Raw genomic sequence first — 23,637 nt, 5'->3', positions numbered from 1 at the left:
CGATGCCGCAAATCGAAGAGCTCGTCGCTCAACTGCAAGAGTACAACGATGCCTACCGCAGTGGTCGCCCGATTGTCGATGACGCCACCTATGATCGGTTGGTGGAGCAGCTTCGTGAGATCGACCCGCACCACCCCTTTTTGCAGCACGTCGAGCCGGAAAGGCTTCCCGGTCGTCGAGAAGTTCGCCATCCCGATCCCATGCTCTCTACCGAGAAAGCCTATGACCGCAGCCAGCTCGAGCGCTTTGTCCAACGGGTTTTAAAAGAAGCCAAAAGCATCGGCCTCGAAGAGGTCATCTTCCAGGTGACGCCGAAACTCGATGGCCTGGCCGGCCGCGATGATGGTGTGATCCTGGCCAGTCGTGGCAACGGGATGGTGGGCTATGACATCACCAGTGCCTTTGATAAGGGCGTTATTCCCGTTGGTGGTCGAGGCCAGGGACTGGGTGAAGTCGTGGTCGTCAAATCCTACTTCGACGAAAATATGGCGACCAAGTTCGAGCACCCGCGCAACATGGTGGTGGGCATCGTCTCATCGGATACATTGAATGCGGATGCGCAGCAGGCCCTCTCCGATGGGCGGGTGAGATTCGTCCCCTACAGCCAAATGCGCGCCTGGCGGGGAGATGGGAAACAGTTGCTGGAGAGGTGGGATCAGATCTCCCAGGAGGTGGCCGCGGATGTGGATTATCCCATGGATGGCATGGTCGTCGAGGTGTGCGATCCAACCCTCAAGGCCCGCATGGGAGCCACCAGCCATCACTATCGATGGCAGATCGCCGTAAAAACCAGGGGCGAAACCGCAGTCACCACGGTCATCGGCATCCAGTGGCAAGTCGGCCGCACCGGCAATATAACTCCTGTTCTGGAAGTCGAGCCTGTTCCTCTCTCCGGGGCGACCATCAGACGGGTGACCGCGCACCACGCCGGCATGGTGGCCAAGCACAACATCGGCCCGGGGGCACAAATCGAAATCATCCGCAGCGGGGAGGTGATTCCCAAGCTAGAACGTGTTCTGAAACCGGTCGATGAAGTTCACTTGCCGGAGGTTTGTCCGGCCTGCGGATTGGGGCTGACCTGGAAGGGTGATTTTCTGCGCTGCACCCATATGCATTGCCCGGCCCAGACCATTCAACGCATCAGCCATTGGTTTAAAACATTGGGTACCGCCGACTGGTTCGGTATTAAGACCATCGAAAAACTGGTGGCTGCCGGGTACGATTCACTCGAAAAGATTTATGCCATGGCCGAGTCCGATTTCGTTGGCCTGGGATTCGGCCCGGTGCAGTCCCGGAATCTCGCGGCAGCACTTGAAACGAGCAGGACCAAGCCGGTGGAAGATTGGCGTTTTCTAGCCGCCTTGGGAATATCGGATCTGGGGACTGGGGACAGCCGCAAGCTGCTTCGTTACATCGGCCTCGATTCGCTGATCGGCGTCACCGCCGACCGGATTTCCCAAATCAATGGGTTCGGGCAGATCACCGGCAAGGCCATCGCCCAAGGCGTCGATGAGGTGCGCGATACCCTGCTGCATCTGCTTTCCCTGGGATTCAATCTGCAGCGCACGCCGCTGGCGTCAGAGGAGAGCGCCGTGAAAAGCCCGATTGCCGGCAAAAGAATTGTCTTTACCGGGAAAATGCAATTCGGCAACCGCGAAAAGATGGAAGCCGATGCGCAACGTCTCGGCGCACAGGTTCAGACCGCGGTCAACAAGAGCACCGACCTTCTGGTTTGTGGAGACAAAGTGGGACAAACCAAATTGGATAAAGCCATCGCACTGGGTGTCGATCGCCTATCCGAGAAGGACTATTTTCGGCTCATCGGCCAAGATGTGCACGAATGAAACATCGCTTGACTGGACGTAGACATGCCGGGTTGTCCGGGCATCGCATTTCTTGGACCGGAAGGAGGGGGGATTAAGAATGGAAGCAAACGCAAGAGCGCACGTGATCGTTTCGGGGCGGGTGCAAGGCGTTTTTTTCAGAGATGAGACGCGGCGCGCCGCTGAGAAGAACGGTGTGGCCGGATGGGTTCGCAATCTGCCGGACGGTACGGTTGAAGCCCTTTTTGAAGGTCAGGCCGCGGCCGTGGATGCCATGATCCAATGGTGTCACCAAGGCTCTCCACACTCCCGGGTGGCTGACGTGCAGGTGGAGAAACAGGCGTACGTTGGAGACATGAATGATTTTACGATACGTCGATGAATGAAAAGGCGGCTGGGCACCCGAACGCCACGCCGCCCTTACTCGCTGAATAGATTTCAAGACCCAAAAGAAAAAAATCAGATTGCTTCCTTGAGTTTTTTACCTGCCCGAAACTTCACCACGTTGCCGGCCTTGATCTTGATCTCTTCGCCGGTTTGCGGATTACGACCTTTTCTCGCTTTCCGTCGTACCTTGGCAAAAGTGCCGAATCCAACGAGTGTCACTTTGCCGTCTTTCTTCTTCAGTGCTTTGGCTACGGCGTCGATGAAGGAATCAAGTGCTGCCGCAGCTGCGGTTTTTGAAATAGTTGCATCCTTGGCCATCTGTTCAACGATTTCTGCTTTGGTCATGACGCGGTTCCCCCTTTTTTGAGTTTTTACGCCAAACTTGCCATTTTTCGATCCTCTTATAGTAGCGCGTATACCGTGTCAACACAAAAAGCCTTACGCTGCATAGGATTTTTTGATGATACCCTCGGGGAGGGCCATATCACCTGCCTCGGGCAAAGGTAGCGGCGGTCCAACCCGTCCGGGGAAAGGATGGAACGGACCCAGCGATCGTCAAAAAAGCGCATCGACGAACTGTTTCGCATCGAAAGGCTGCAGGTCGTCGATGCCTTCTCCAACCCCTACATAAAGCAGGGGAAGTTTGAGCTGCTGACAAATGCTGATGACGATACCGCCCTTTGCGGTACCGTCCAGTTTGGTCAGCGCCAATCCGGTAATCCCCATGGATTCATGGAACAGCTTGGCCTGGGAAAGTGCGTTCTGGCCGGTTGTGGCGTCCAGGACCAGAAGGATCTCATGGGGCGCATCGGGTATTTTCTTTGAAATGGTACGTTGGATTTTCTTCAGTTCTTCCATCAGATTGATCTTGGTATGAAGCCTTCCGGCCGTATCGACAAAGACGGTATCGATGCCGCGGGCCAGGGCGGCTTCTATGCCGTCGTAGGCGACAGCGGCAGGATCGGCGTTGTCTTTATGCCTGACGAAGTCCGCCCCTGCGCGTTCCGCCCATATCGCCAGCTGTTCGACCGCAGCCGCCCGGAAGGTATCTGCGGCAGCGATGAGAACCTTTTGACCCTTGCGTATCTCGCGCGACGCCAATTTGCCGATGGTGGTGGTTTTGCCCACGCCATTGACACCCACCACCATGATGACATGGGGTTTGGCGTGGTGTTCGCGGGAAGCCTGGGGCACGGCGCTTTCCATCAGGGAAAGGATCGATTGCTTGATCGTCTCTTTCAATTGGCCGGGCGTTGCGATTTTGTGGGCTTTGCGCGAAATGTCGTTCATCAGCGCCATGGTGGTCTGGACGCCGATGTCCGATGTAATCAGGAGTTCTTCGATCTCCTCGAGCATCTCCTCGTCGATCTGCCTTTTCCCAGCGAAAATATCCTGTATGTCGGTCGTCAGAATTTCTCTGGTTTTGGTCAGGCCCCTTTTCAGGCGTAAAAAAAAGCCTGATTTTTCTTCTGTCGTTCGTTCTGACGACGGGGCCGATTTCTCCAGCTTCTTTCGACCATCGTCCATCGCCCGGGCGCTTGGATCGAGCGGCTCGCTTTCATCGGTGTCATCAGGGGGTCCAATTCCGGAATCATGGGCAGTGCCGTCTTTGTCGGCGGAAGTCGACTCCGCCTTGGCGGGTGCGTCGGGTTTGTTCTTCTTTTTAAACCAGAATGCCATGGGTTGACCTATAGAAGATTTGGGTGAAGCCTTGGGCGAAGCCTCAGGCCGCTTTGCCTTGCAAGTTGACGGATACGACCTTGGATATGCCTTTCTGTTCCATGGTGACCCCGAACAGCATCTCCGCGAATTCCATGCTCTTTTTATTGTGGGTGATCATGATGATTTGTGACTTCTGCCCGATCACCCGCATCAGGTTGTTGAAGCGAACGACATTGGCTTCGTCCAGAGGTGCATCGATTTCATCCAGCAGACAAAAAGAAGTCGGGCGGATCAAAAAGATGGCAAAAATGAAGGCAATGGCGGATAGCGCCTTTTCACCGCCGGAGAGCAGGCTCATCCGTGTCAGTTTTTTCCCCGGCGGGTGAACCATGTACTCCACACCGGTTTCCAGGGGCTTGTCCGGATCTGTCAGCTCCAGGCTGGCCGAACCACCCTCGAAAAGCCTCGGGAAAACCTCTTTGAGTTTGGCATTGACCTGCTCATAGGTCTCCATGAAACGTTCCTGGGTGATGCGGTTGATTTTGCGGATCACCCTATGCAGGTCCTCGATGGCCTTGACCAGATCGTCGCGCTGGGTGCTGAGAAAATCGAAACGCTGCGTCAGCTCTTCATACTCTTTGATCGCCCCCAGATTGACATCGCCGATGCCGGCCACCTGGCTGCGCAACCGCTCCACCTCCTGCTCCATTTCGGAGAGCGTCATGTGCACTTCCGCCAGTTGTGCCACTTGAACGCGAAGTTCCCCGATGCTCATATGATATCGTTCGTTCGCTTTGGCACCAATGTTGTCCCGCATGACCCTTTTTTCGGACAAATCGAGCTCCAGAAGCCGCATCTTCCCTAATATTTTTTCACGTTCCGATTGAATCACCGCCTGCTTTTCATCGCTTTCCTGGAGGGCTGCATCGATGCTGTGGTATTCGGTCTCGTTGGTCGCCATCACCTCTTCGAGTTGCCTCAACTCACCATACAGCCTTTTCAGTGTCGATTCATGAGATGCTTCCCTGGAGAGCGCCCCCTGGTATTTCTCCCTCTTTTGAGAGATATCGACGTTCAGCTGCTCGAGTCGGGTCTTGCTGTCCTGTTCGAACTCTCTCAGGCGCTGCAATGTGTGGGCGCCGTTTTCGTATTTTGCCTGCAAGGCGGTGAGCTCCAGCTTGAAGTCCACGACCTTTTGGTTGAAGGATTCGAGGCGACTGGCCACCGTGCTGATCTGGCGGGTGTTTTCAGCGGTCCGGTCGTTTATTTCTTTGACTTGCCCCTCGATTTTGGCAAGGGCTTGGTTGTATTTTCCGATCTCCTCGTCCAGATCGCTTTCTTCGCCAAGCAGCTGCTCCTGTTCCAGCAGAACGATTTCCTGGTGCCGCCTTGCATTTTTCAGATCTTCTCCGATGCGGTAGAGCTGTTTTTCCGCTGCCATGGCATCTTCGGCGGCAATGCTTTTATTTGCGATGGCCTGTTGGAGATCGGACTCAAGAGACCTGACCTTGGCTTCCATTTCACGCAGATCGTCCTGACAGACGGCAAGCTCCCGGTCGAGCTGCTCGGCGTGACGGGTCAACTCCTTCAACTCCTGCTTTTTGGACAAAATACCGGCCAACTGCTCCTGGCTTCCGCCGACGAGAATGCCTTGATGTGAGACGACATTGCCGTCCAGGGTGACGATACTCTGCACGCGTCCGTTGCGGTTGAACAGCGCCAGGGCCTCGGCCAGAGAGGGCGCGACAGCCACATGGCCCAGCAATGCTTCGGCGATGGGACGGTGTTCTTTGGAGACGGTGACGTGATGGAGCAGTCTCTGTTCGGTCGGGATCGTTGTCCCGCCATCGGACGACACGGACTTGATCCGCGACACGGGGATAAAGCCGCTGCGGCCGGCAGCGCTATGTTGCAGGTACTCGATCGCCGCCGTTCCCGCTTCCTGGTTTTCCACCAGAATATATTGCAGCGCTTCTCCCAATACGGCTTCCACCGCCGTTTCGTATCCAGGCGCCGGATCCAGAATGTCGGCCATCAGGCCGACGATGCCTTCGAGCTGTTGACCTGCAGCCGCTGCATGACCGCTTTCAGCATTTTCGGATCGTCGTGCCTGCATGACTGCTTTAACGCCGTCCCGGTACCACTCGAAATTGGCGGCCATTTTCTTGAGGGCGGCCAACTGCGTTCGGGTTTTATTTTTTTCCAGCTCAAGGGATTGGGTCTTTTTCACCTGGTTGCCCAATTGCGCCGCATGGGCAGAGAGCTGCTCTTTCAAATTGGTAATTTGGGCCTCATAGTCGGCGATCACCGCCTTGGTTTCGTCCAACTGGGCTCGGGCTTCGTCCTGCTCTCTTTCTGTCGCGCCGACTTTTTTAGCGGCCAGCGCCACCTCCTCGTCGATTCGCTTGAGGCGCCGCTTCAGGTTTTCCTTGTTGCTGGTGACGGTTTGATAGATGTTTTTATAGCGGGCTTCTTCGGCAACCAGATTCATGAGGCTGTTTTTGTGCTCTTCCGCGATCTGGTTCAGACGGCTCAATTCCGCTTGAAGATGTTGCGCACCAGTGCGCTCGGAGTCTATCTTGGACTTGATGTCGCTGATAGTGGCCTGCAAACGCTGGTTTTGCGTTTCGACCTGCCCGATTTCGGTCCCAATGGTGGTCGATCTGGCCATCAGATCCTGTCTGGCCTGCTCCATGGCCTCAATTTCACCGATCAGTCGATTGGCTTCGTTTTTGAGATGCTCTCTTTCTGCCTCGAGGCGATCGATATTGCGCTGACTTTCGAACCGATTGGCTTTCTGGGTGGAGATTTCCTGGTTTTTCTGCCATCGTTTGAGCTTGATGTCCTCGACGGCGGCATCGATTTTTTTCAACTGCGTAACATGTGCCAGGTCTTCATCCTTCAGTGCTTTGATAAAGGATTCGGCCTCGTTAATCTTTTGGTTGAAATCGTCGAAATAGTGAAGCAGCAATCGGGTATCGACGGCTTTAATCCGGTCCTGATACTGTTTGTAGCGTTCCGCCTTTTTGGCCTGACGACGCAACCCGGCCATTTGGCGATTGACCTCTGAGATAATATCGTTGAGCCGCAGCAGGTTTTGTTCTGTGGCCTTAACCTTTCTCAACGCCTCGTTTTTGCGGAATTTATACCGCGTCACCCCGGCTGCCTCTTCGATAAAAAGACGCCTTTCGTCCGGACCGGCGTCTATGATCGCGCCGATATTGCCTTGCTGGATGATGGCAAAGGTTCGTGTCCCCACGCCGCTGCCCATAAAGAGGTTATAGATGTCTTTCAATCGGCACGGCTGTTTGTTGATCAGGTAGGCGCTTTCTCCGGAGCGGAAAAGCCGTCGGGTCACGCTGATTTCGGCATAATCGCGGAATTCCTCAGGGGCGTTGCCGTTGTCGTTGGTCAGGGTCATCGTCACTTCCGCCATGTTCAATGGCGGTTTGCCGTTGGCACCTGAAAATATGATATCCTCCATGCTTTTGCCGCGCAGCTGTTTGACGCTTTGTTCGCCCATGACCCAGCGAAAGGCATCGATGACGTTGCTTTTGCCGCACCCGTTCGGCCCCACGATGGCGGTAATGCCGGGGGGAAAAGCAATACTGGCCTTGTCCTGAAACGATTTGAAACCGACAATATCCAGTTTTTTGATCTTCATGGAGTGGATCTCCGATAAGGGGCGAATTTATTCGGTCCGCCTGGCAGGCTGATGTAATGGGTGTCTCATATCAATTCAGCCCTTTCTTGTAAAGCGAAAAGCCCAACGGAGGGTGCTGAATGAGAATATGGCATACTATATCTGGTGGTTGTCGCCGCCATTCAATTGAAGTTGCATTTTACTGGCACTTGACCGCTTGGCGTGTGGCATCGGCCACCTGTTCCATCCACGCCGGGTTTAATGAATAGCGTTCAGTTAGAATTACTGAGTCATAAGCAAATAGCTTGACTTACCGACGCAACGGCCGGTATTAAATACAGATATTCGGTGTGCCGGCCATATCGGGCCATCTCCATCCAACCTTTCACCGCTTATTGCATGAGCCAGGGAGGTTATCGTGTCCAATACATCCTATGACGATATTCATCCGCTTTTCGACCGTCCAGAGATCCAGCGCGTCACATCGCCGGACAGCGCCTCGGTGAAGGCGCGCAGGGCTTTTCGCCCCGCCGTCTGCAAAGCCTTCGAGGGGGAGGCGACGCAGGTTTCGAAAACCGATGCGTATCGATTCGATATCGATCCGGAAGCAGGACGGCAACTGCCGGACATCATAAATAATAAGGTGCAAGTCGTCACAATGGCGGAGGCTGGCGCAGCCTCTGTCGACGATTCCTTTGAGAGGCCTCGAAAAATCGGTATCGTTTTTTCGGGAGGTCCCGCCCCTGGAGGTCATAATGTCATTGCCGGCCTTTATGACGCAGCCAAACGAGCCAATCGAGAGTCCCGGGTGTTCGGTTTTCTGGTCGGCCCCGACGGCATTATCGAGAATGAATATGTCGAATTGAACGACGCTCTTGTCGATGCGTATCGCAACCTGGGCGGTTTCACGATGATCAAAACCGGCCGCACCAAAATCGATACCACCAAGAAGATGGCCATGGCAAAAGAGAACATTCTGGCGCTGGGCTTGGATGCACTAGTGGTGGTCGGGGGGGATGACTCGAACACCAACGCCGCGTTTCTCGCCCAGGAGCTTTTCAAGGAACACGTTCAGGTCATCGGGGTTCCCAAAACCATCGATGGGGATATTCAGGTGCGCGATGCGGACAATCATGCTCTTTGCGCCGTCTCATTCGGATTTCACTCGGCTGCGCGCGCTTTTGCCGAAGCAATCAGCAACTTGAGCAATGACAGCAGCTCGGACATCAAATATTGGCATGTGTGCCGGGTGATGGGCCGTGTGGCCAGCCATCTGGCGCTGGAGGTCGCTTTGCAGACCCACGCCAATATCACCCTTATCGGTGAAGATCTGGCGGATTATGTCGACACGCAAAGGCTCGAGAAAGCCAGGGCCGAAGGGACTACAGACTATACGGCCTACGGCATGACGTTACGGCACCTGTCCCGCGTGATATGTGACGCAATCGTAAGACGCGCGGCGGTGGGAAAAAATTACGGCATCGCCGTCATCCCTGAAGGAATATTGGAATTTATCAATGAAATCGAGCTGTTTATCATCAAGCTCAACACGATTATCGCCGAGTACAATTCAACCCACGATGGGGATTTCCACACCAGCTTCCCCCTGCTCGAACAAAAGCTGGATTATCTCAGAAACCTGGTTCGCGACGCACCTCCGGGTTTGGCCCCCAATATCTGGAACGCCAGGGACGACGAGCTTTTCAACGATCTGCCCGCCTTTTTCCAGGATGGCCTGCTCACCGAGCGGGACAGTCATGGGAATTTTCAATTTTCCCAGGTGCCCACTGAAAAAGTCCTGCTCGAACTGGTGAAGGATTATCTGAAGATTTTGCGCGATCAGGGAAAATACAAAATCGGGATCGAGAGCGGATACTATGTCAAATCAATGAAAAAGGCGGGCCTGGAGCCCGATTTTTACGGGCCGATGCTTTTTAAAAACTACGGCACGGACAGGTACCTTCTCGTCAAAAGCAACATCATATCCCTCCGGACATTGAGGAGCGCGCTGGTGCAGGCCGGTGCCATCACGGCAGATGGCGCCATACCGCCGGCGGTTGAGAAGATTTATGGGCTGTCGGTTCCCAAGTTCAAGACACAGTCCCATTTTTACGGTTACGATGGACGTGGCACGGATCCCACGATGTTCGATTGCACCTACGCCTATAACCTCGGCCTGACGGTTTTCAGTCTGATTGCCGGCGGGGCCACCGGGCAGATGGCGGCCATACGCAATCTCGAACACGGGTTTGAAAAATGGGAGCCTGTGGGGATTCCCATTGCACCGTTGATGCGCCTGGAGGAGAGAAAGGGGCGCTTGACCCTGGTATTGGAAAAGAGCCTGGTGGATGTCAATTCACAGGCCTTTAGAGTCGTGGAGGCCCTTCGGGAGAAATGGCTCGCGGCGTTGCCGGGTGATGACCAGTACCGGCGTCCGGGGCCTATCTCGCTGGAAGGCGAATATGAAGAGGACCGGCCGATCACACTGCTGATCAATGCTATTACGAAGTGATAACGAATTGAGCGGATTCAGATCAAGATCCGAACGCATGCTTATCCAGAATCAGGCGAATTGAGTCGTTTTTTTCGCCCGAGCCCGGCGGGACAGGCAAGGTCCCCGAAGAAACAAATGCAAACAGAATCGGCCCCAGCGGCCCATCTACTGCAGGAAAACCAAAGTTTAAGAGACGCTTTGGCCGCCTTGAAACAAGCCAACGCCGAACTGCAAAACGAGGCCCTGCAGTTCAAGGCATTGGCACAGTTCTCGGGTGATCATCTATTTATGCTGGACCGCAAGGGGACCTACCTGTTCAGCAATGACAACGTGTCGTCGTTCGGCTTGAGCAAGGGTGGCGAATTGACCGGCCGCCGGTTGCAGGAGGTCTATCCCTTCGATGCATCGTCCTTGTACCGTGAGAAACTTGCCGCGGTCTATGAAACCGGCCAGGCGGTCTCTTTCTGGCACGAAGTGTCGACGGGCCAGGGCGCCAGGTACGATCTGGTGATGCTCTATCCGCTTTTCAAAGAAGAATCCATCTGGGCGGTGGGCGGCATTTGTCGTGACATGTCGGCCCAGCGAAAAATCGAGAATAGACTCTTCCAAGCCCAAAAGATGGAATCCCTGGGCACGCTGGTGGCCGGCGTCGCCCACGAGATAAACAATCCGATCAATCTGATGCTGCTCAATCTGCCACTCTTTAAAAAGATGTGGACAGATTTGCTTCCCATCATCGAAGGCCACACGCCCTCCGAATCGACGCATACGAAATTCGGGGGGCTCACACTGGATTTCATCAAGCAGAATGCCCTTCGTCTGATTACCGATATGGAAATGGCGGCCAATCGCGTCGCCCGAATCGTGAAAGGACTCAAGGCCTTTTCGCGGAAAAACAACCCGGCCGAAAAATCCGACATCCAGGTCAATGTCGCCGTTGAAAATGCGGCCCGCCTGGCGTCCTCCACATTTTCCAAATCCAAAGCGGAGCTTCAGATCACGCTGTGTCCCGACTTGCCGTTGTTGCGCGCCAATCTGCAGCATCTCGAGCAGATTGTGCTGAATTTGATCATCAACGCACACGAATCGATTCGCCACGATAAAGGGTGGGTGCGGGTGGAGACCAAGTGGCAAGAAAAGGAACAGGCCATTCAAATCCTTGTCTCGGATAACGGGCGAGGGATCAGCCCCCTCGTCGCCGACAGGATCTTCGATCCTTTCGTCACCGACAGACAGGCCGAGGGTGGCACGGGATTAGGCCTATCGGTGACCTATAACCTGGTCAAGGCCCACAATGGCGACATCGCGTTTCGTTCGATACCCGACGAGGGCAGCGAGTTCGTCGTCTCATTTCCGGTTTCCAGACGGCACAAGACTTCGAGAATCATGGTGGTGGACGATGATGCAAGCTTTCGCGCGTTGCTGGTTCAGGTCCTCACCAGGCAAACGGCCGGTTTGGTGGAGGGATTCGCCAATGGCACCGAGGCGTTGATTCGTCTGGGCAGCGATCCGCCCGACTTGTTGGTGCTGGATATGTTCATGCCCGAGATCGATGGCCTGGGGGTTTGTCGTGCCATTAAAAACGAACTGGGCCTCGAGCGGATAAAGGTGATCATCGTCACCGGGTTTCCGGAGCATCCCAACATTGGTGAGGCCGTCCGGATGGGGTTTCGTCAGGTGGTCACCAAGCCCCTTGACATGCCTCGGTTTATTCAGATCGCCAGAAACGAGCTCGATGGAATATCTGCCTGAGCATTCCCCAATATTGATTGTTGACGATGATGAAGGCCTGCTGTTCTCGATTCGCACGGCCCTGCTGAGCGGCGGCCTGCCGGATCCCGCATTGCTATCGGACAGTCGCAGGGCCGTCGAACTTGTCGTCGCCAAAAATTTTCAACTGGTTCTATTGGATTTGATGATGCCGCATTTGGGTGGCATGGAGGTTCTCAAACAGATCAAACTCAGAGCCCCGGATACGGAATGCATTATCATCACCGCCATAGACGATGTGGAAATGGCGGTATCGGCCATGCGTTACGGCGCCTACGACTACCTCGTCAAGCCTTTGAATCTGGAACGTACCACCATCGCCATCGACCACGCACTCGAACGTTTTCAACTCAAACGGGGAATCGCACTTTTCGAGCGTCCTCAAAGTTTCGAGGATCTTCGTCACCCGGAAGTCTTTGACGACATGGTCGCGGAGGATGAAGCGATGGCGCTGGTATTCCGCCAGGCGGAAACCTGCGCCATGAGTGATTATAACGTCATGATCACAGGAGAGACCGGTGTCGGGAAAGGCAAGTTGGCCAGGATCGTCCACCGTCTGAGCGCACGCCGAAACGGGCCGTTCGTTGCGGTGAATATGTCTGCTTTCAGCCGGACCCTATTCGAAGACGATGTCTTCGGGCATGTTCGCGGTGCCTATACAGGGGCCGTGTCCGATAAGCGCGGGTTTTTCGAAGCTGCCCAGGGGGGGACCCTTTTTCTGGATGAAATCAGTGAGTTGGATACAGTTATGCAGGGGAAACTGCTCCGGGTGATTGAAGAAAAGGAGTTTTATCGTCTGGGCAGCACCGATCTGACCAACGTGGATTTACGAATTTTATCTGCTTCGAACAGAAACATCGAGGAGGCGATGGCATCCGGCCATTTCCGAAGAGATGTCTACTATCGTCTAAACGAATATCACATCCATATACCCCCTTTGAGGAGACGGCCAAAAGATATCCGTGCGCTGGCAAACCATTTTCTGAAGTTCCATGCAAAAAAGAATGGAAAAGATATCGTCCGGGTGTCACCGAAACTGCTGGACGTGTTGCAGAGTTACACCTTCCCCGGAAACGTTCGCGAACTCGAAAATATTATCTCTTCCGCGGTCCTGATCGAGACAGAACGTGAACTTTCCTTGGCCTCGGCCAGCAGCTTGATCTCCTTCAGCGGAAATCAAGTTTCTGCGAAAGAGGGGTTTCCCACATTGGCGGAAGTGCAGATGAATCATATCCGTCAGGCATTGAAACTCACCGGGGACAACCGCACGCATGCCGCCAAGCTTCTGGGTATTGGACTGCGGACATTGCAGCGAAAGCTCAAATCCACCGATATTCAAGATGGAGGTGCGGCAAAAAGTCATAGGGGCACGCCATAATGGCGCACCTGCTGACATGCATCCGATCCTACAAACAAAGGAAGTTCGGCCATTTCCACCATGTCAAAATGACATGGAAGGTGTTGCCTCCAACGCTTTTTACATTTCCTGTTGATCGATTCCGGCTCGAACATTTGATGACGCCGTAAGCATTCCTGGAAAGGTCCTGCTGGCGACGTTCGGCATGCCGAACCTATAGAAAATACTGGAATTCTGATTACCCCGGATGATGGGAAGAGGCAATTCCGGAGCTTTTGCGGGACTGCAGAATTGTAAAATAATCATGTAATTGGCTAAGCCGGAATCGGATTTTAATGCTGGCATAAATCATGCTTTTTTACTGATTGTGCGCTAATCCATACCTTGCACAAATAGGTTCGTTTGACTCAAATTTGCATCAGCATCGAATTGAATCGAGAAATTACCCGTTTTGGCCTGTGGGTGTGGCTTTCAGTTGCTTTGTAAGTATGGATGGGTGTGAAGTAAGGGTGCGCTTTAAAAATGCTGGAATCCCACCCACAGGCTTTTCTTTTTTGACCCTCCGTGTTTTTCGATTGTTGTCATACCCCCCAGAAGCTGATGGACTCGTAAAAATTGGTTGCCGGACGGCGCCGTCAGAAGTTGTTTGATAAAAAAATCGTTTGGCATCGGTCACCTGCCCCATCCACGTCGGGTTTAATGAATATCATTCAGTTAAAGGCTTTAGTGTTGCATTGCAACAGCCGATGGAAGTTGTTATGCATGCTTTGATTTCAAATCCAAACAGCTCTTGGAAGGCCAGATGAGTTTCAGTGAAGCCATATTCAAAGTTGTAGATGTTTTTGGGTGCCCCTATTACAAGAAGAGGGACGAGTTTAAAATTTCTGGCAATGCATTGCTCCTGGAACACAACAAGGGAAGCAAGTTTATCTCGACCGCGATCATCGATTTGCCCTCAAACCGGAGAGAGTGCAGGATACTTATCGCGGAACTGACAAAGATCCTGGTCGAACACGAAAGGGTGGATCGTATTCCAGATCGCATCATCTCATGCGGGGAGTGCCACAGTGAGATACGACTGGAGCACAAGAAGGGTGCTTCCATCGCACTTGTTGAAGATATCAAGCAGCACAGCACCGATGTGACCACCATTGCCAGCTTATTGAGCAACTTTTCGATATTCAGGACCCTCGATGAGGTCAGCTTGCGGGACTTCGTTTCTCTCCTTCGCCTTAGAAAATACACTCGTAATGAATGCATCATCTCAAAAGGGGAGCCCGGCAGGAACTTATACATAATCCTCTCCGGTCTGGTGAACGTCGTCGACGAGGATGGTATCAGCATTACAAAATTGCGCAATGGTGAGGTCTTTGGCGAAATGAGCCTGATCAGCGGCGATCCGGTCGGTGCCACCATCAAGGTCGTCGAGCCCACCACGGTGCTATTTATCAGGGGGCAGGATTTCCTCAAGGTGCTCAATCGTTTCCCCCCTCTGCAGATGTATTTCGCGAAATTGCTTTCACGTCGCTTGGCAAAATCGAACATTCTGATATCAAAAGAATTTTCATCCGGAATGACCGGAACGCTGGCCCAAATGCCGCCGGTGGAGTTGTTTCAAACGCTGAATTATAACCTGAAAACAGGCACTTTACGGTTAAATCTATCGAAAGGTCCGGCGAGTGTGATGTTCCGCGGCGGCGCGGTCGTTCAGGCCAAATATGGTCGCAAAAGGGGGAAATCGGCTTTTTTTGCCATTCTGTCCGAGAAGACAGGACGTTTTCATTTTGAACCCGGATTGCCGGAGCAGGAGTTGGCCATGCCGGAGCTCGGCATGTTTATGGAATTGCTGATGGAAGGCTTGCGAAGGGTGGATGAGCGCGTCGAAGTGTAGTTGTCCTGTGTCAATCCCATCAATTATCACCTGCACATTAAAGAATTCCGACCAAATTACCGATACCTAAAAAGAGCACATCGGCGCGTTGCTGAAACCGGTTTTTTGTGGCCGACAAGTATGTCATATTTGTAATGATAAGGGCGAGTTAAATGATACTGTTCTGCGAAGAATGCGGCACGCGGCATGATATCGATGAGAACCTGATCAAGGTGGGCGACTACAAGTTCTCCTGTTCCGTCTGTCATGAAATGCTATGTGTGACTCTGAATAACCGACAATACATGAAAAACGCTCAAGCCGCCCTGCATGACGACGGCGATGCGCGATCTGGTGGTGCCCCCGCACCTGATAGAATAGTCAAGGTGCTCGTCGTCGATGATTCCAGGATGATTCGCAAAGTGTTGCGCGGCATTATCGAGTCGAGCGGTAAAAATAAAGTCATCGGCGAGGCCGAGAACGGAAAAATGGCCCTGGATATGATCGCAGCCGAGCGTCCGGATGTGATTACGCTGGACATTAATATGCCGGTAATGGATGGCTTGACCACACTCAAACACATCATGATCAGCCATCCCATTCCCACGGTGATGATCAGCGCCTTGACCAAGGAAGGGGCGACGGAAACATTCGATTCCCTCAAATATGGGGCTATCGACTTTTTGCCCAAGCCTTCCCAGGTGAAAGGCGCCGATCTGAACATCCAGCGGGAGGAAATCCTTCGTAAAATTGGATTGGTGTCAGGCGTACAGGTCGAATCCATCCGCTATTTGAGGCGGCCTGCAAAGGACAACGCAAAAGAATCCGACGTCCAACTACCATGTCAGTGCGTTGTGGTTCTCGGCGTGGCCGAGGGGGGATACGGGGCGCTGTTGAATGTGATCCCGAGGCTTAAAGCTGACATACCGGCCGCCTATGTCGCGATCATGCATCAAGCGCCTCATCATGTAGATGGATTCGTCCGATATCTGGACCAATGCAGCCAGTTGGCCGTGGGCCGCGCTTCTGACGGCCTGGTCATGAAGGGCGGCAATTGCTATTTGTCGGCCGATTGCGAGCGTTTCCAGGTCACCAAAGCGGACGGTCAGATCCGGTTGCAACTGGCTCCATCGGCCGGTGCCTCCGAAGGTGGTGCCATCGATCACATGATGAGGTCCGCAGCGACAGTCATGCAGGAAGATGCCGCCGGCGTCATCCTGACGGGAACGGGTGTGGACGGGATCGACGGGCTCGGGGCCATCATGGGAAATGGAGGGACGGTATTCGTGCAGGATCCGAGAAGCTGCCTTTTTAAAGAGACGCCTGTCAGGGCGATCGATACCTATCATGTTTCGAATCTGATCAGCGATAAACAGATGGCCGGAGCTATCAACGCTTTTCTAATGGCTCAAAACAAGTCAATCAAGGAGATGTGCGTATGAATGAGAGCCTCGCCATAGATAAGCAATCTGAAGCAGAAGATGTAGTCCAGATGGTCGGCTTTGTTCTGGCCGGTGAGCTTTTCGGCGTCGACATCTTGATGGTCCAGGAGATCCTGAAGGAAATACCGATTACCGGGATACCCGATTCACCAGATTTCATCGAAGGCGTCATCAATCTACGGGGTAACATCATCCCCATCATTGACTTGCGCAAACGATTGAACTTGATGCCATCCGATAAAGACGATCGATCGGGGACCTGGACGATTATTCTCAACATCGGTGGACGGGTCACGGGGGTGATCGTCGATCAGGTGACCCGCGTGCTGAAAATTCCTCAAGGTGCCGTTCAACCCCCGCCGGAAATGGTCATCAGTGCATTAAAAAGCCAGTATATCAGCGGCGTGTGCAAACTCGATCAAAAGCTGATGGCCATCCTGGATTTTAACCGTATCCTTGTGGTGGATGAATTTAAAAAGATTGCTGCATTAAAACGTCAGCAAGTGAAATAATCCGGTCAATTTGCAGGGTGTACATCCATGGGCAAGAAGATATTGATTGTCGATGATTCCTCGATCATGCGCAAAATGATCAAACAGACGCTTCAAGACCAGCAGCACATGGTCGCCGGGGAAGCTAAAAATGGCAGGGATGCTGTAGAAATGTACAAATCCTTAAGGCCCGACATCGTCACCATGGACATCACCATGAGGGAAATGGACGGGTTTGAGGCGGCCAAGGAGATATTGGCTGTGGATCCCGAGGCGAGAATTATTTTTTTGTCCAATCTCGACGAGGATAAGTATAGCGAGGACGCAAAGCGTCTAGGCGCCGTTGGTTATGTTAACAAACACAACGCCAAGGCCATCGTGGAATTGATCAATAGCCTTTAAAGTGTTCCCGATCGCCCGCCGGGAACAGCATCACATGGCACGGCAGCGGATTGAATGAAACCCACTGGGCGCTAATGCAGTGTGGGGCGATCTGAGAAACCGGAGATGCACCGTTGGATTGACTTATTGTGGCGGGTGACCACGAATAGGAGACACGTATGATCGACAACTCCTTGTTACAGGATTTCATCATCGAGACGGGAGAGCATTTAGAGGAGACCGAGCGCAATTTGCTGCGATTGGAGCAGCAGCCCGACGATGGGGATGTGCTCAACGAGATATTTCGTTCGATTCATACGATAAAGGGTTCATCGGAGTATTTGGGGCTGGAGCGTGTAGCGGAGCTGTCCCACAAACTTGAGAGCCTGTTGGATTTGTTGCGTCGCGGCGAGCGCAAGGTGGACGCCGGGGTAATCGACATATTGATTGCCGCCAACGATCGGATTGGCCAATTGGTGGATGATTTATCCAAGCATCAGACCGAGCGTGTCGAGATAGACGATCTGGTATCTCGGATCGAGGGTCGGTTGGGTCACGTTGCGCCGGTGTCGGTGGAGACGGTCGAGGGCGATGCAGGGGCAGAAGGGGAGAGCGAGGCGTTTGAAGATGAATACGACGAGGAGTTGTTCGGTATCTTTGTCGATCAACTTCGCGATGGTCTGCAGGTGTTGTTGAACGAGACCGGCAAGCTGCTGTCCGGGGAATCGGCCGATGCGGTGCTGGGGCGGTATGCGGATCGGCTCAACACGCTGAGTTCTTCGGCCAACTATATGGGGTACGACAAGCTCAAGCAGATATATGCCAAGTGGTCGCAGGTGGTTGCCGAGTGGGATGTGGGGATGCCTTCAGACCAGCTTCGGGATTGGAACGCATTCGCCAAGGAGGTGACGTCGGCCAATATCGAGCGGGTGAAAAAGTTTTTCGCCAAGGTCCCGGCCGTCCAGAATATGGTCCTGGAAACACCGCCGGAGGCGCGCACCGATGCCGTCGAAGTCGAAGACCAAGCCCCCGTCCAACCGCCGGATGTGGCGGTTGAACCGGATGAACAGGTCGTCTTTCCGGAAGTAACCGACGATGGCCTTTTGGGAGATTTTATTGAAGAAGCCGGCGAACACCTCGATGAGATCGAACACAATCTTCTCTTGCTGGAAAGGCAGCCCGACAGCGTCGAGGTGCTTAACGATTTGTTTCGCTCGGTGCATACGATTAAAGGTTCCGCGGAATATCTGGGATTGTTGCGTATCGCCGAACTGTCCCACAAGCTGGAAAGTTTGTTGGATTTACTCCGGCAGCAAAAACTCAACGCAGACCTTGAGATCATCGACACCCTGATAAAGGGCCATGACCGCATTGCGCAATTGGTCAAAGAGATATCCGATACACAGAAGGAACAATCGACAATAGGGGATCTGGCTGCGCGTATCGAAGCGTTGGTGACGCCAAAACCGATCGAGGAACGATTCGATGAACCATCCAAAGCGGACGCGTTCGAAAATGTCGCCACCCCGACCTACTATGAAGAGTCCTACGATAAAGAACTGTTCGCCATTTTCGTATCCCAACTCAAAGAAGGTCTGAAAGAGTTGGTTCAGGTGACTGAACGCCTGAAGCGTGGAGCAGACATCAATGGGGCGCTGGCACGAGGCAAAGAGTGGCTGTCGCGTCTCAAATCCTCCGCCAATTACATGGAGTATGACGAACTCAAGGCAATTTTCGATCAATGGATTGCCGCAGTGGATGCGCTGCGAAACGGTATTGAAGCGGGAACGGACGAAGATATTGACGCTTGGTGCCGAATTGTCATGGCCGGTAATGCCATTCGGGTCAGACAATTGTTCGATCTTCCCGAAGAACCTATTGTGAGCGACGTCTCCGAGGGGGCTGTCTCGGTAGCGCCCGAACAATCCCTGTCCGATCTGGAAACGAACGCGTCCGTCGGATCAATTCCCATCGAGGACCCATTGGTCCCGGTGGATGATCTCGCCACGCCCATTGAGATAGATGCTGAAAGTGATATCCAGGACAACGGCGCATCCGTTCTACTGGAAACCTATGAAAACGACATCATCGAGGATCAAAGTCTTTTGGCCCGGTTGGAAAGTGCCTTTGACGCCCGGTTTGAAGAGCACGTGAATACGGATTTTACTGTTGATTCGCAGCTCGACGTAGTTAAAGAGCTGTTTTCCGATGAAACTCCGGAAAGCGAATCCTCGGCCATCCATCCAATAGGTTCGAAAGATGTCCATGCGTCACCGGAAACGGCCGGAGGAGTCGGCACAGATACCGTAGAAGCGTTCCTGTTCTCCGATACCTCAACACTTCAGCCGTCCCGTTCTCCCTCGCCGCCCTTGCCTCTGGCCTCGAAGGTTTCGCCGGCCGAACAACGATTGGAAACGGTTGCCGAGTCAGAAGATCACCGTTCCCCTTCGATCATGGGAAGGCGCCAGACAGACAAATTTCGAGAACGGCACTTTAAACAGAGCATTCGGGTGGACGCCGGCAAAATTGACACCCTGATGAATCAGGTCGGCGAGTTGGTCGTTACCCGCGCGGGTTTCAACCAGCTTTTTCTTGAGATGCGAGAGTTGCAGCTCATTTTTAAACAGGCCCAAAAGCTGGATAGCCGCGAAAATCAGTTGATCAAGGATTTGACCAATCGCATCAACGAGGCAACCGTATCTTTAGGCCGGGTCACTTCCGAGCTCCAGGAAAACGTCATGAAGGTCCGGATGCTTCCCATCGCACAACTTTTCAGTCGCTATCCGCGTGTGGTCTATGACCTGGTGCGAAATACGAACAAAAAGGTAGAACTGGATATCAAGGGTGAAGAGACCGAATTGGATCGAATGGTCATCGAGCAAATTTCCGATCCTCTGCTTCATATCATCCGAAATGCCGTGGACCACGGCATCGAACCCAAAGAGGAAAGACAGCGGAAAGGCAAAAACGAAACGGGCGTTCTGCGTCTCGAAGCCTATCACGAGGGCAACTATGTGGTCATCGAGGTCAGCGACGACGGCCGGGGTATCGACGCCGCAAAGATAAAGGCCAAAGCCTTGAACCAGGGAATCGTCGACCCTGAAACCGCCGAGCGCATGGATGACGATGACTGGGTGGCACTGATCACCAGACCCGGCTTTTCGACAGCCGATGAGGTCACCCATACGTCGGGGCGCGGCGTGGGAATGGATGTTGTCAAAGACAACATCGAAAAACTCAACGGTACGCTTGAAATCGAGGGCCGGCCCGGCCGGGGGGCGCTGTTCAGAATCAAGATTCCGCTGACCCTTGCCATTATTCAGGCGCTTATGGTCCGGATCGGCAATGAACTTTTCACAATTCCACTGTCTGCCGTGGACGAGACCATCCGCATCCGCAAGAGCGACATATCCACCATAGAAGGATTGGAAATTTACTCTTTAAGGGAGACGACACTTCCGTTAATTCGCCTGGCGCAGTTGTTTAAAATGCAGCTTAGCGAGACTGTCGCCGAAGAGCTGTTCGTGGTCGTGGTCAATACCGGCGCGCGTCAAGTGGGACTCGTCGTGGATCAGCTCAAAGGACGCGAAGAAGTCGTCATCAAACCTCTGGAAGATTATCTGCAGGAAAAAAGCGGATTCTCCGGCGCAACCATTTTAGGAGACGGCAGCATTTCTTTGATATTGGATGTATCCGACCTGGTCTACATGGCTATCGATCAACATGCCAAACGCGTGAAAGCCGCTGCGATATAGCGAAGAAAAGATCAACTATGACCGACCATTTGAAAAGCCCTAACCAGGATCAAGGCGGTGGTGGATTCGCTGGGACCCTGCGCAACATTCAACTCACAGATATTATTCAAATGTGTTGTCTGGCGGGCACCAGTATTTGTGTCCGTGTGCGGCAGGACCAAAATCAGGGCAATATATACATCCAGGACGGTGACATCGTTCATGCCCAATGCGGGGCGATATCGGGTACAAAAGCATTTCTTACAATTCTAGGCTGGCCCAGTGGGCAGTTTGAAACCCTGGATGCCTCTGCATCTTCGCCGCGAACGATAAAGGAGCCTTACCAGTTCCTGCTCATGGAAGCGGCCCGCATGGCCGATGAACAGGCCCAGACCAGGCGTGAAGCACCCGCAGCGCCTGAGGCGGAAGCCAGTCGGAAATTGCGCGTGCTGATCGTCGACGACAGCGCCATCATGTCCAAGATTCTGAACAGCATGTTGTCGGCCGACCCTGGCATCGAAGTGATCGGAAGTGCCAAAAATGGAGAGGAAGCATTGTCTAAAATGAAAGAGCTCTCTCCTGATTTGATCACCATGGATGTCAATATGCCGGTCATGGACGGCAGTACCGCCTTGAAACACATTATGATCGAAAGCCCCTGCCCGGTGCTGATCATGAGCAATTTAGGCCCTTCTTCTTATGCAACGATTCTATCGTTTTTGAACCTCGGCGCGGTCGATTTCATGAGCAAGCCCGTGAAAAACCGCAACATCGTCCAGCAACAACAACGAATGGTCGATCGGGTCCAACTGGCGGTCACGGCAAACATCAAGCGTTTTCAGCGCGTACGGCCTCCAAAACTGACAGCGGATGACTACATCAAGGTCAACGAAAAGAAGCCTTGCGAGAAATTAATGATTGCCATTTCCGGCGTCGGGGGGCACTTGGAAATGGTCAACCTGATTACTTCCTTGCCCAGCAAGCCTTCGGCATGCCTGTTGTCATTGCAATCCATACCGCCCCCTTTCGCGCCAACCTTGTCTGAATATTTAAATGTTCGCAGCCGGTTCGACGTCATGCCTTTTCAGGCGGGTGCCCGTTTATGCGCGGGGCGCTGTTACATCGGTACCAGCGAGCGGGCCATCGATATCGACCTGGATGAAGCCGTTTGGGTTTTTAAAGACGCCGATCCAACCCCACATGCCGATGGATCCACCAATTTCGATCGATTGCTGGGTGCTGTTTCAGAACTCTATTTGGATCGTGTCGTGATCGTGTTGCTTTCCGGATGCGAGATAGGCACCATGCAGGGTTTGGAAAAAGTTAAGGAGAACGGTGGTCAAATCGTCGCACCCCAATTGGAAAAATGCATCTTGCCGACCACCATCACACCTGTAGTGGAGAAGGGTTTGGTTACGGAGATATTCAGCCCCAAAGAGATCGGGCAGATGTTAACGCGTTATTGTTCCTGAAGTAAGAGAAAGCAAACATCGATACCGGGTGAAAGGAATGGGAATATTCCATGGATGAACCGATTAAAGTGCTCATTGTCGATGATGCGCTGTTTATGCGTAAGGCCATTACGGAAATTCTTCAGACGGATCGTTCCCTGAATGTGGTGGGTACAGCCAGGGACGGATTGGATGGGTTGGAAAAGATAAAGGCCCTCCGGCCGCACGTTGTGACACTCGATATCGACATGCCGCGAATGGATGGCCTGGCTGCCATCCGCCATATCATGATCGAGTCACCTGTTCCGGTAGTGGTGCTCAGCTCCCTGTTCAGCGATGGCGCCGTCACATTCGAGGCTTTGCGGTTGGGCGTTGTCGATTTCGTGCCCAAACCTTCCGGCGGTATCTCCGAGGACATGGATCAATCCAGACGCAAAATCATCGATCGTGTCAAAATCGCCAGCAGTGTCAATTTCGACAATATTCGCCGCGTGCGGATGAATGAAGGCGTTACGGATGAAAATTTGTCGGTTCGCACCGGCTTTCATCCGCTGGAGTATCTGGTCGCCCTGGGTACCAGCTTGAGTGGCCCGAACACCGTTATACGGCTGCTCACGCGATTATCGCCGACCTTGCCGGCCGCCATGGTTGTGGTTCAGGAGATCGCCCCCCAGATTCTTCCGGCATTTGTCAAAAAATTTAACGAACATGTGCCCTGGACGATCGAGGTCGCAGAGGACGGTCGGATTTTGGAACAAGGGGTTTGCTACGTCTGTTCCAATGAAAAAACCATGTCCATCGATCGGAATGAGAACGACCAGCCCTGCATCCGCTTGGAAGATGCGGCGGACCAACCCTTAAATGCATTGTTTCGCTCCGCTGCGGAGGTCTTCAACAACAACACCGTCGGCGTGCTGCTCACGGGTGTGGGCGATGATGGCGCGGATGGATTTGCACGAATCAGGGAACTGGGAGGCAGCACCATTGCACAAGACTCGCAATGCTGCGTGTATCCCAATCTGACACAGCATGCGATTGAAAGAGGAACCGTGAGTAAAATCGTCGATGAGACGCAGTTGCCGGATGCCATCGTCGCATCTATCGCTTAGTCGTTTTATGAATGGGGGAAACT

At 53.3% G+C, this 23,637-nt stretch carries 15 protein-coding genes; 12 read left to right on the top strand and 3 right to left on the bottom strand.

All coding sequences use genetic code 11. The annotated features are described in order from the left end of the window. The first annotated feature begins 2 nt into the window (after positions 1 to 2). Positions 3 to 1,844, top strand: coding sequence for a BRCT domain-containing protein (locus DFT_RS13395; RefSeq protein WP_054031673.1), 1,842 nt, complete (start codon positions 3 to 5; stop codon positions 1,842 to 1,844). Between the two features lie 79 nt (positions 1,845 to 1,923). Beyond that, entirely contained in the window at positions 1,924 to 2,205 is a 282-nt protein-coding gene (locus tag DFT_RS13390) for an acylphosphatase (RefSeq protein WP_054031672.1), read from the top strand. 77 nt (positions 2,206 to 2,282) lie between these two features. On the opposite strand, the gene DFT_RS13385 is transcribed toward DFT_RS13390, so the two are convergent. The 3 genes from DFT_RS13385 to smc all read right to left on the bottom strand — a co-directional run bounded on the left by DFT_RS13385 (position 2,283) and on the right by smc (position 7,536). Then, positions 2,283 to 2,555 (bottom strand): HU family DNA-binding protein, encoded by a 273-nt coding sequence (locus DFT_RS13385; RefSeq protein ID WP_054031671.1) that lies wholly within the window; start codon positions 2,553 to 2,555, stop codon positions 2,283 to 2,285. Positions 2,556 to 2,765: 210 nt separating this feature from the next. Then, positions 2,766 to 3,890 (bottom strand): signal recognition particle-docking protein FtsY, encoded by a 1,125-nt coding sequence (gene ftsY, locus DFT_RS13380; protein WP_076750557.1) that lies wholly within the window; start codon positions 3,888 to 3,890, stop codon positions 2,766 to 2,768. Positions 3,891 to 3,933: 43 nt separating this feature from the next. Then, positions 3,934 to 7,536 carry a chromosome segregation protein SMC gene (gene smc, locus DFT_RS13375; protein ID WP_054031670.1) on the bottom strand — a complete coding sequence of 1,201 codons (3,603 nt, stop codon included), beginning with the start codon at positions 7,534 to 7,536 and terminating at the stop codon, positions 3,934 to 3,936. A gap of 397 nt (positions 7,537 to 7,933) precedes the next feature. Here smc and DFT_RS13370 point away from each other — a divergent pair, with 397 nt between their 5' ends. The 10 genes from DFT_RS13370 (at position 7,934) to DFT_RS13325 (ending at position 23,614) form a co-directional block, all read left to right on the top strand. Further along, positions 7,934 to 10,027 carry a 6-phosphofructokinase gene (locus DFT_RS13370; protein ID WP_054031669.1) on the top strand — a complete coding sequence of 698 codons (2,094 nt, stop codon included), beginning with the start codon at positions 7,934 to 7,936 and terminating at the stop codon, positions 10,025 to 10,027. Positions 10,028 to 10,144: 117 nt separating this feature from the next. After that, complete coding sequence (locus tag DFT_RS13365) at positions 10,145 to 11,761, top strand: ATP-binding protein (protein WP_083453497.1); 1,617 nt, start codon at positions 10,145 to 10,147, stop codon at positions 11,759 to 11,761. Continuing rightward, positions 11,703 to 13,157 carry a sigma-54-dependent transcriptional regulator gene (locus DFT_RS13360; protein WP_152971981.1) on the top strand — a complete coding sequence of 485 codons (1,455 nt, stop codon included), beginning with the start codon at positions 11,703 to 11,705 and terminating at the stop codon, positions 13,155 to 13,157. The genes DFT_RS13365 and DFT_RS13360 overlap by 59 nt, the downstream gene beginning before the upstream one ends. 781 nt (positions 13,158 to 13,938) lie before the next feature. Continuing rightward, positions 13,939 to 15,027 carry a cyclic nucleotide-binding domain-containing protein gene (locus DFT_RS13355; protein ID WP_054031666.1) on the top strand — a complete coding sequence of 363 codons (1,089 nt, stop codon included), beginning with the start codon at positions 13,939 to 13,941 and terminating at the stop codon, positions 15,025 to 15,027. Positions 15,028 to 15,179: 152 nt separating this feature from the next. Beyond that, complete coding sequence (locus DFT_RS13350) at positions 15,180 to 16,448, top strand: chemotaxis protein CheB (protein ID WP_054031665.1); 1,269 nt, start codon at positions 15,180 to 15,182, stop codon at positions 16,446 to 16,448. Then, positions 16,445 to 16,960, top strand: coding sequence for a chemotaxis protein CheW (locus DFT_RS13345; protein ID WP_054031664.1), 516 nt, complete (start codon positions 16,445 to 16,447; stop codon positions 16,958 to 16,960). The genes DFT_RS13350 and DFT_RS13345 overlap by 4 nt, the downstream gene beginning before the upstream one ends. 27 nt (positions 16,961 to 16,987) lie before the next feature. Further along, positions 16,988 to 17,341, top strand: coding sequence for a response regulator (locus DFT_RS13340; protein ID WP_054031663.1), 354 nt, complete (start codon positions 16,988 to 16,990; stop codon positions 17,339 to 17,341). A gap of 158 nt (positions 17,342 to 17,499) precedes the next feature. Then, complete coding sequence (locus DFT_RS13335) at positions 17,500 to 21,075, top strand: chemotaxis protein CheA (protein WP_054031662.1); 3,576 nt, start codon at positions 17,500 to 17,502, stop codon at positions 21,073 to 21,075. Positions 21,076 to 21,092: 17 nt separating this feature from the next. Next, positions 21,093 to 22,526 (top strand): response regulator, encoded by a 1,434-nt coding sequence (locus DFT_RS13330; RefSeq protein WP_054031661.1) that lies wholly within the window; start codon positions 21,093 to 21,095, stop codon positions 22,524 to 22,526. A 50-nt stretch (positions 22,527 to 22,576) separates the two neighbouring features. Beyond that, a complete protein-coding gene (locus tag DFT_RS13325; RefSeq protein WP_054031660.1) occupies positions 22,577 to 23,614 on the top strand; it encodes a chemotaxis protein CheB in 1,038 nt (345 codons plus the stop codon). The last annotated feature ends 23 nt before the right edge of the window (positions 23,615 to 23,637 follow it).

Origin of the sequence: Desulfatitalea tepidiphila (genome assembly GCF_001293685.1) — a bacterium.
Taxonomy (GTDB): Bacteria; Desulfobacterota; Desulfobacteria; order Desulfobacterales; family Desulfosarcinaceae; genus Desulfatitalea; species Desulfatitalea tepidiphila.
Note: the sequence above shows the minus strand (reverse complement) of the source record. Positions and strands in the feature narration are given on the sequence as shown.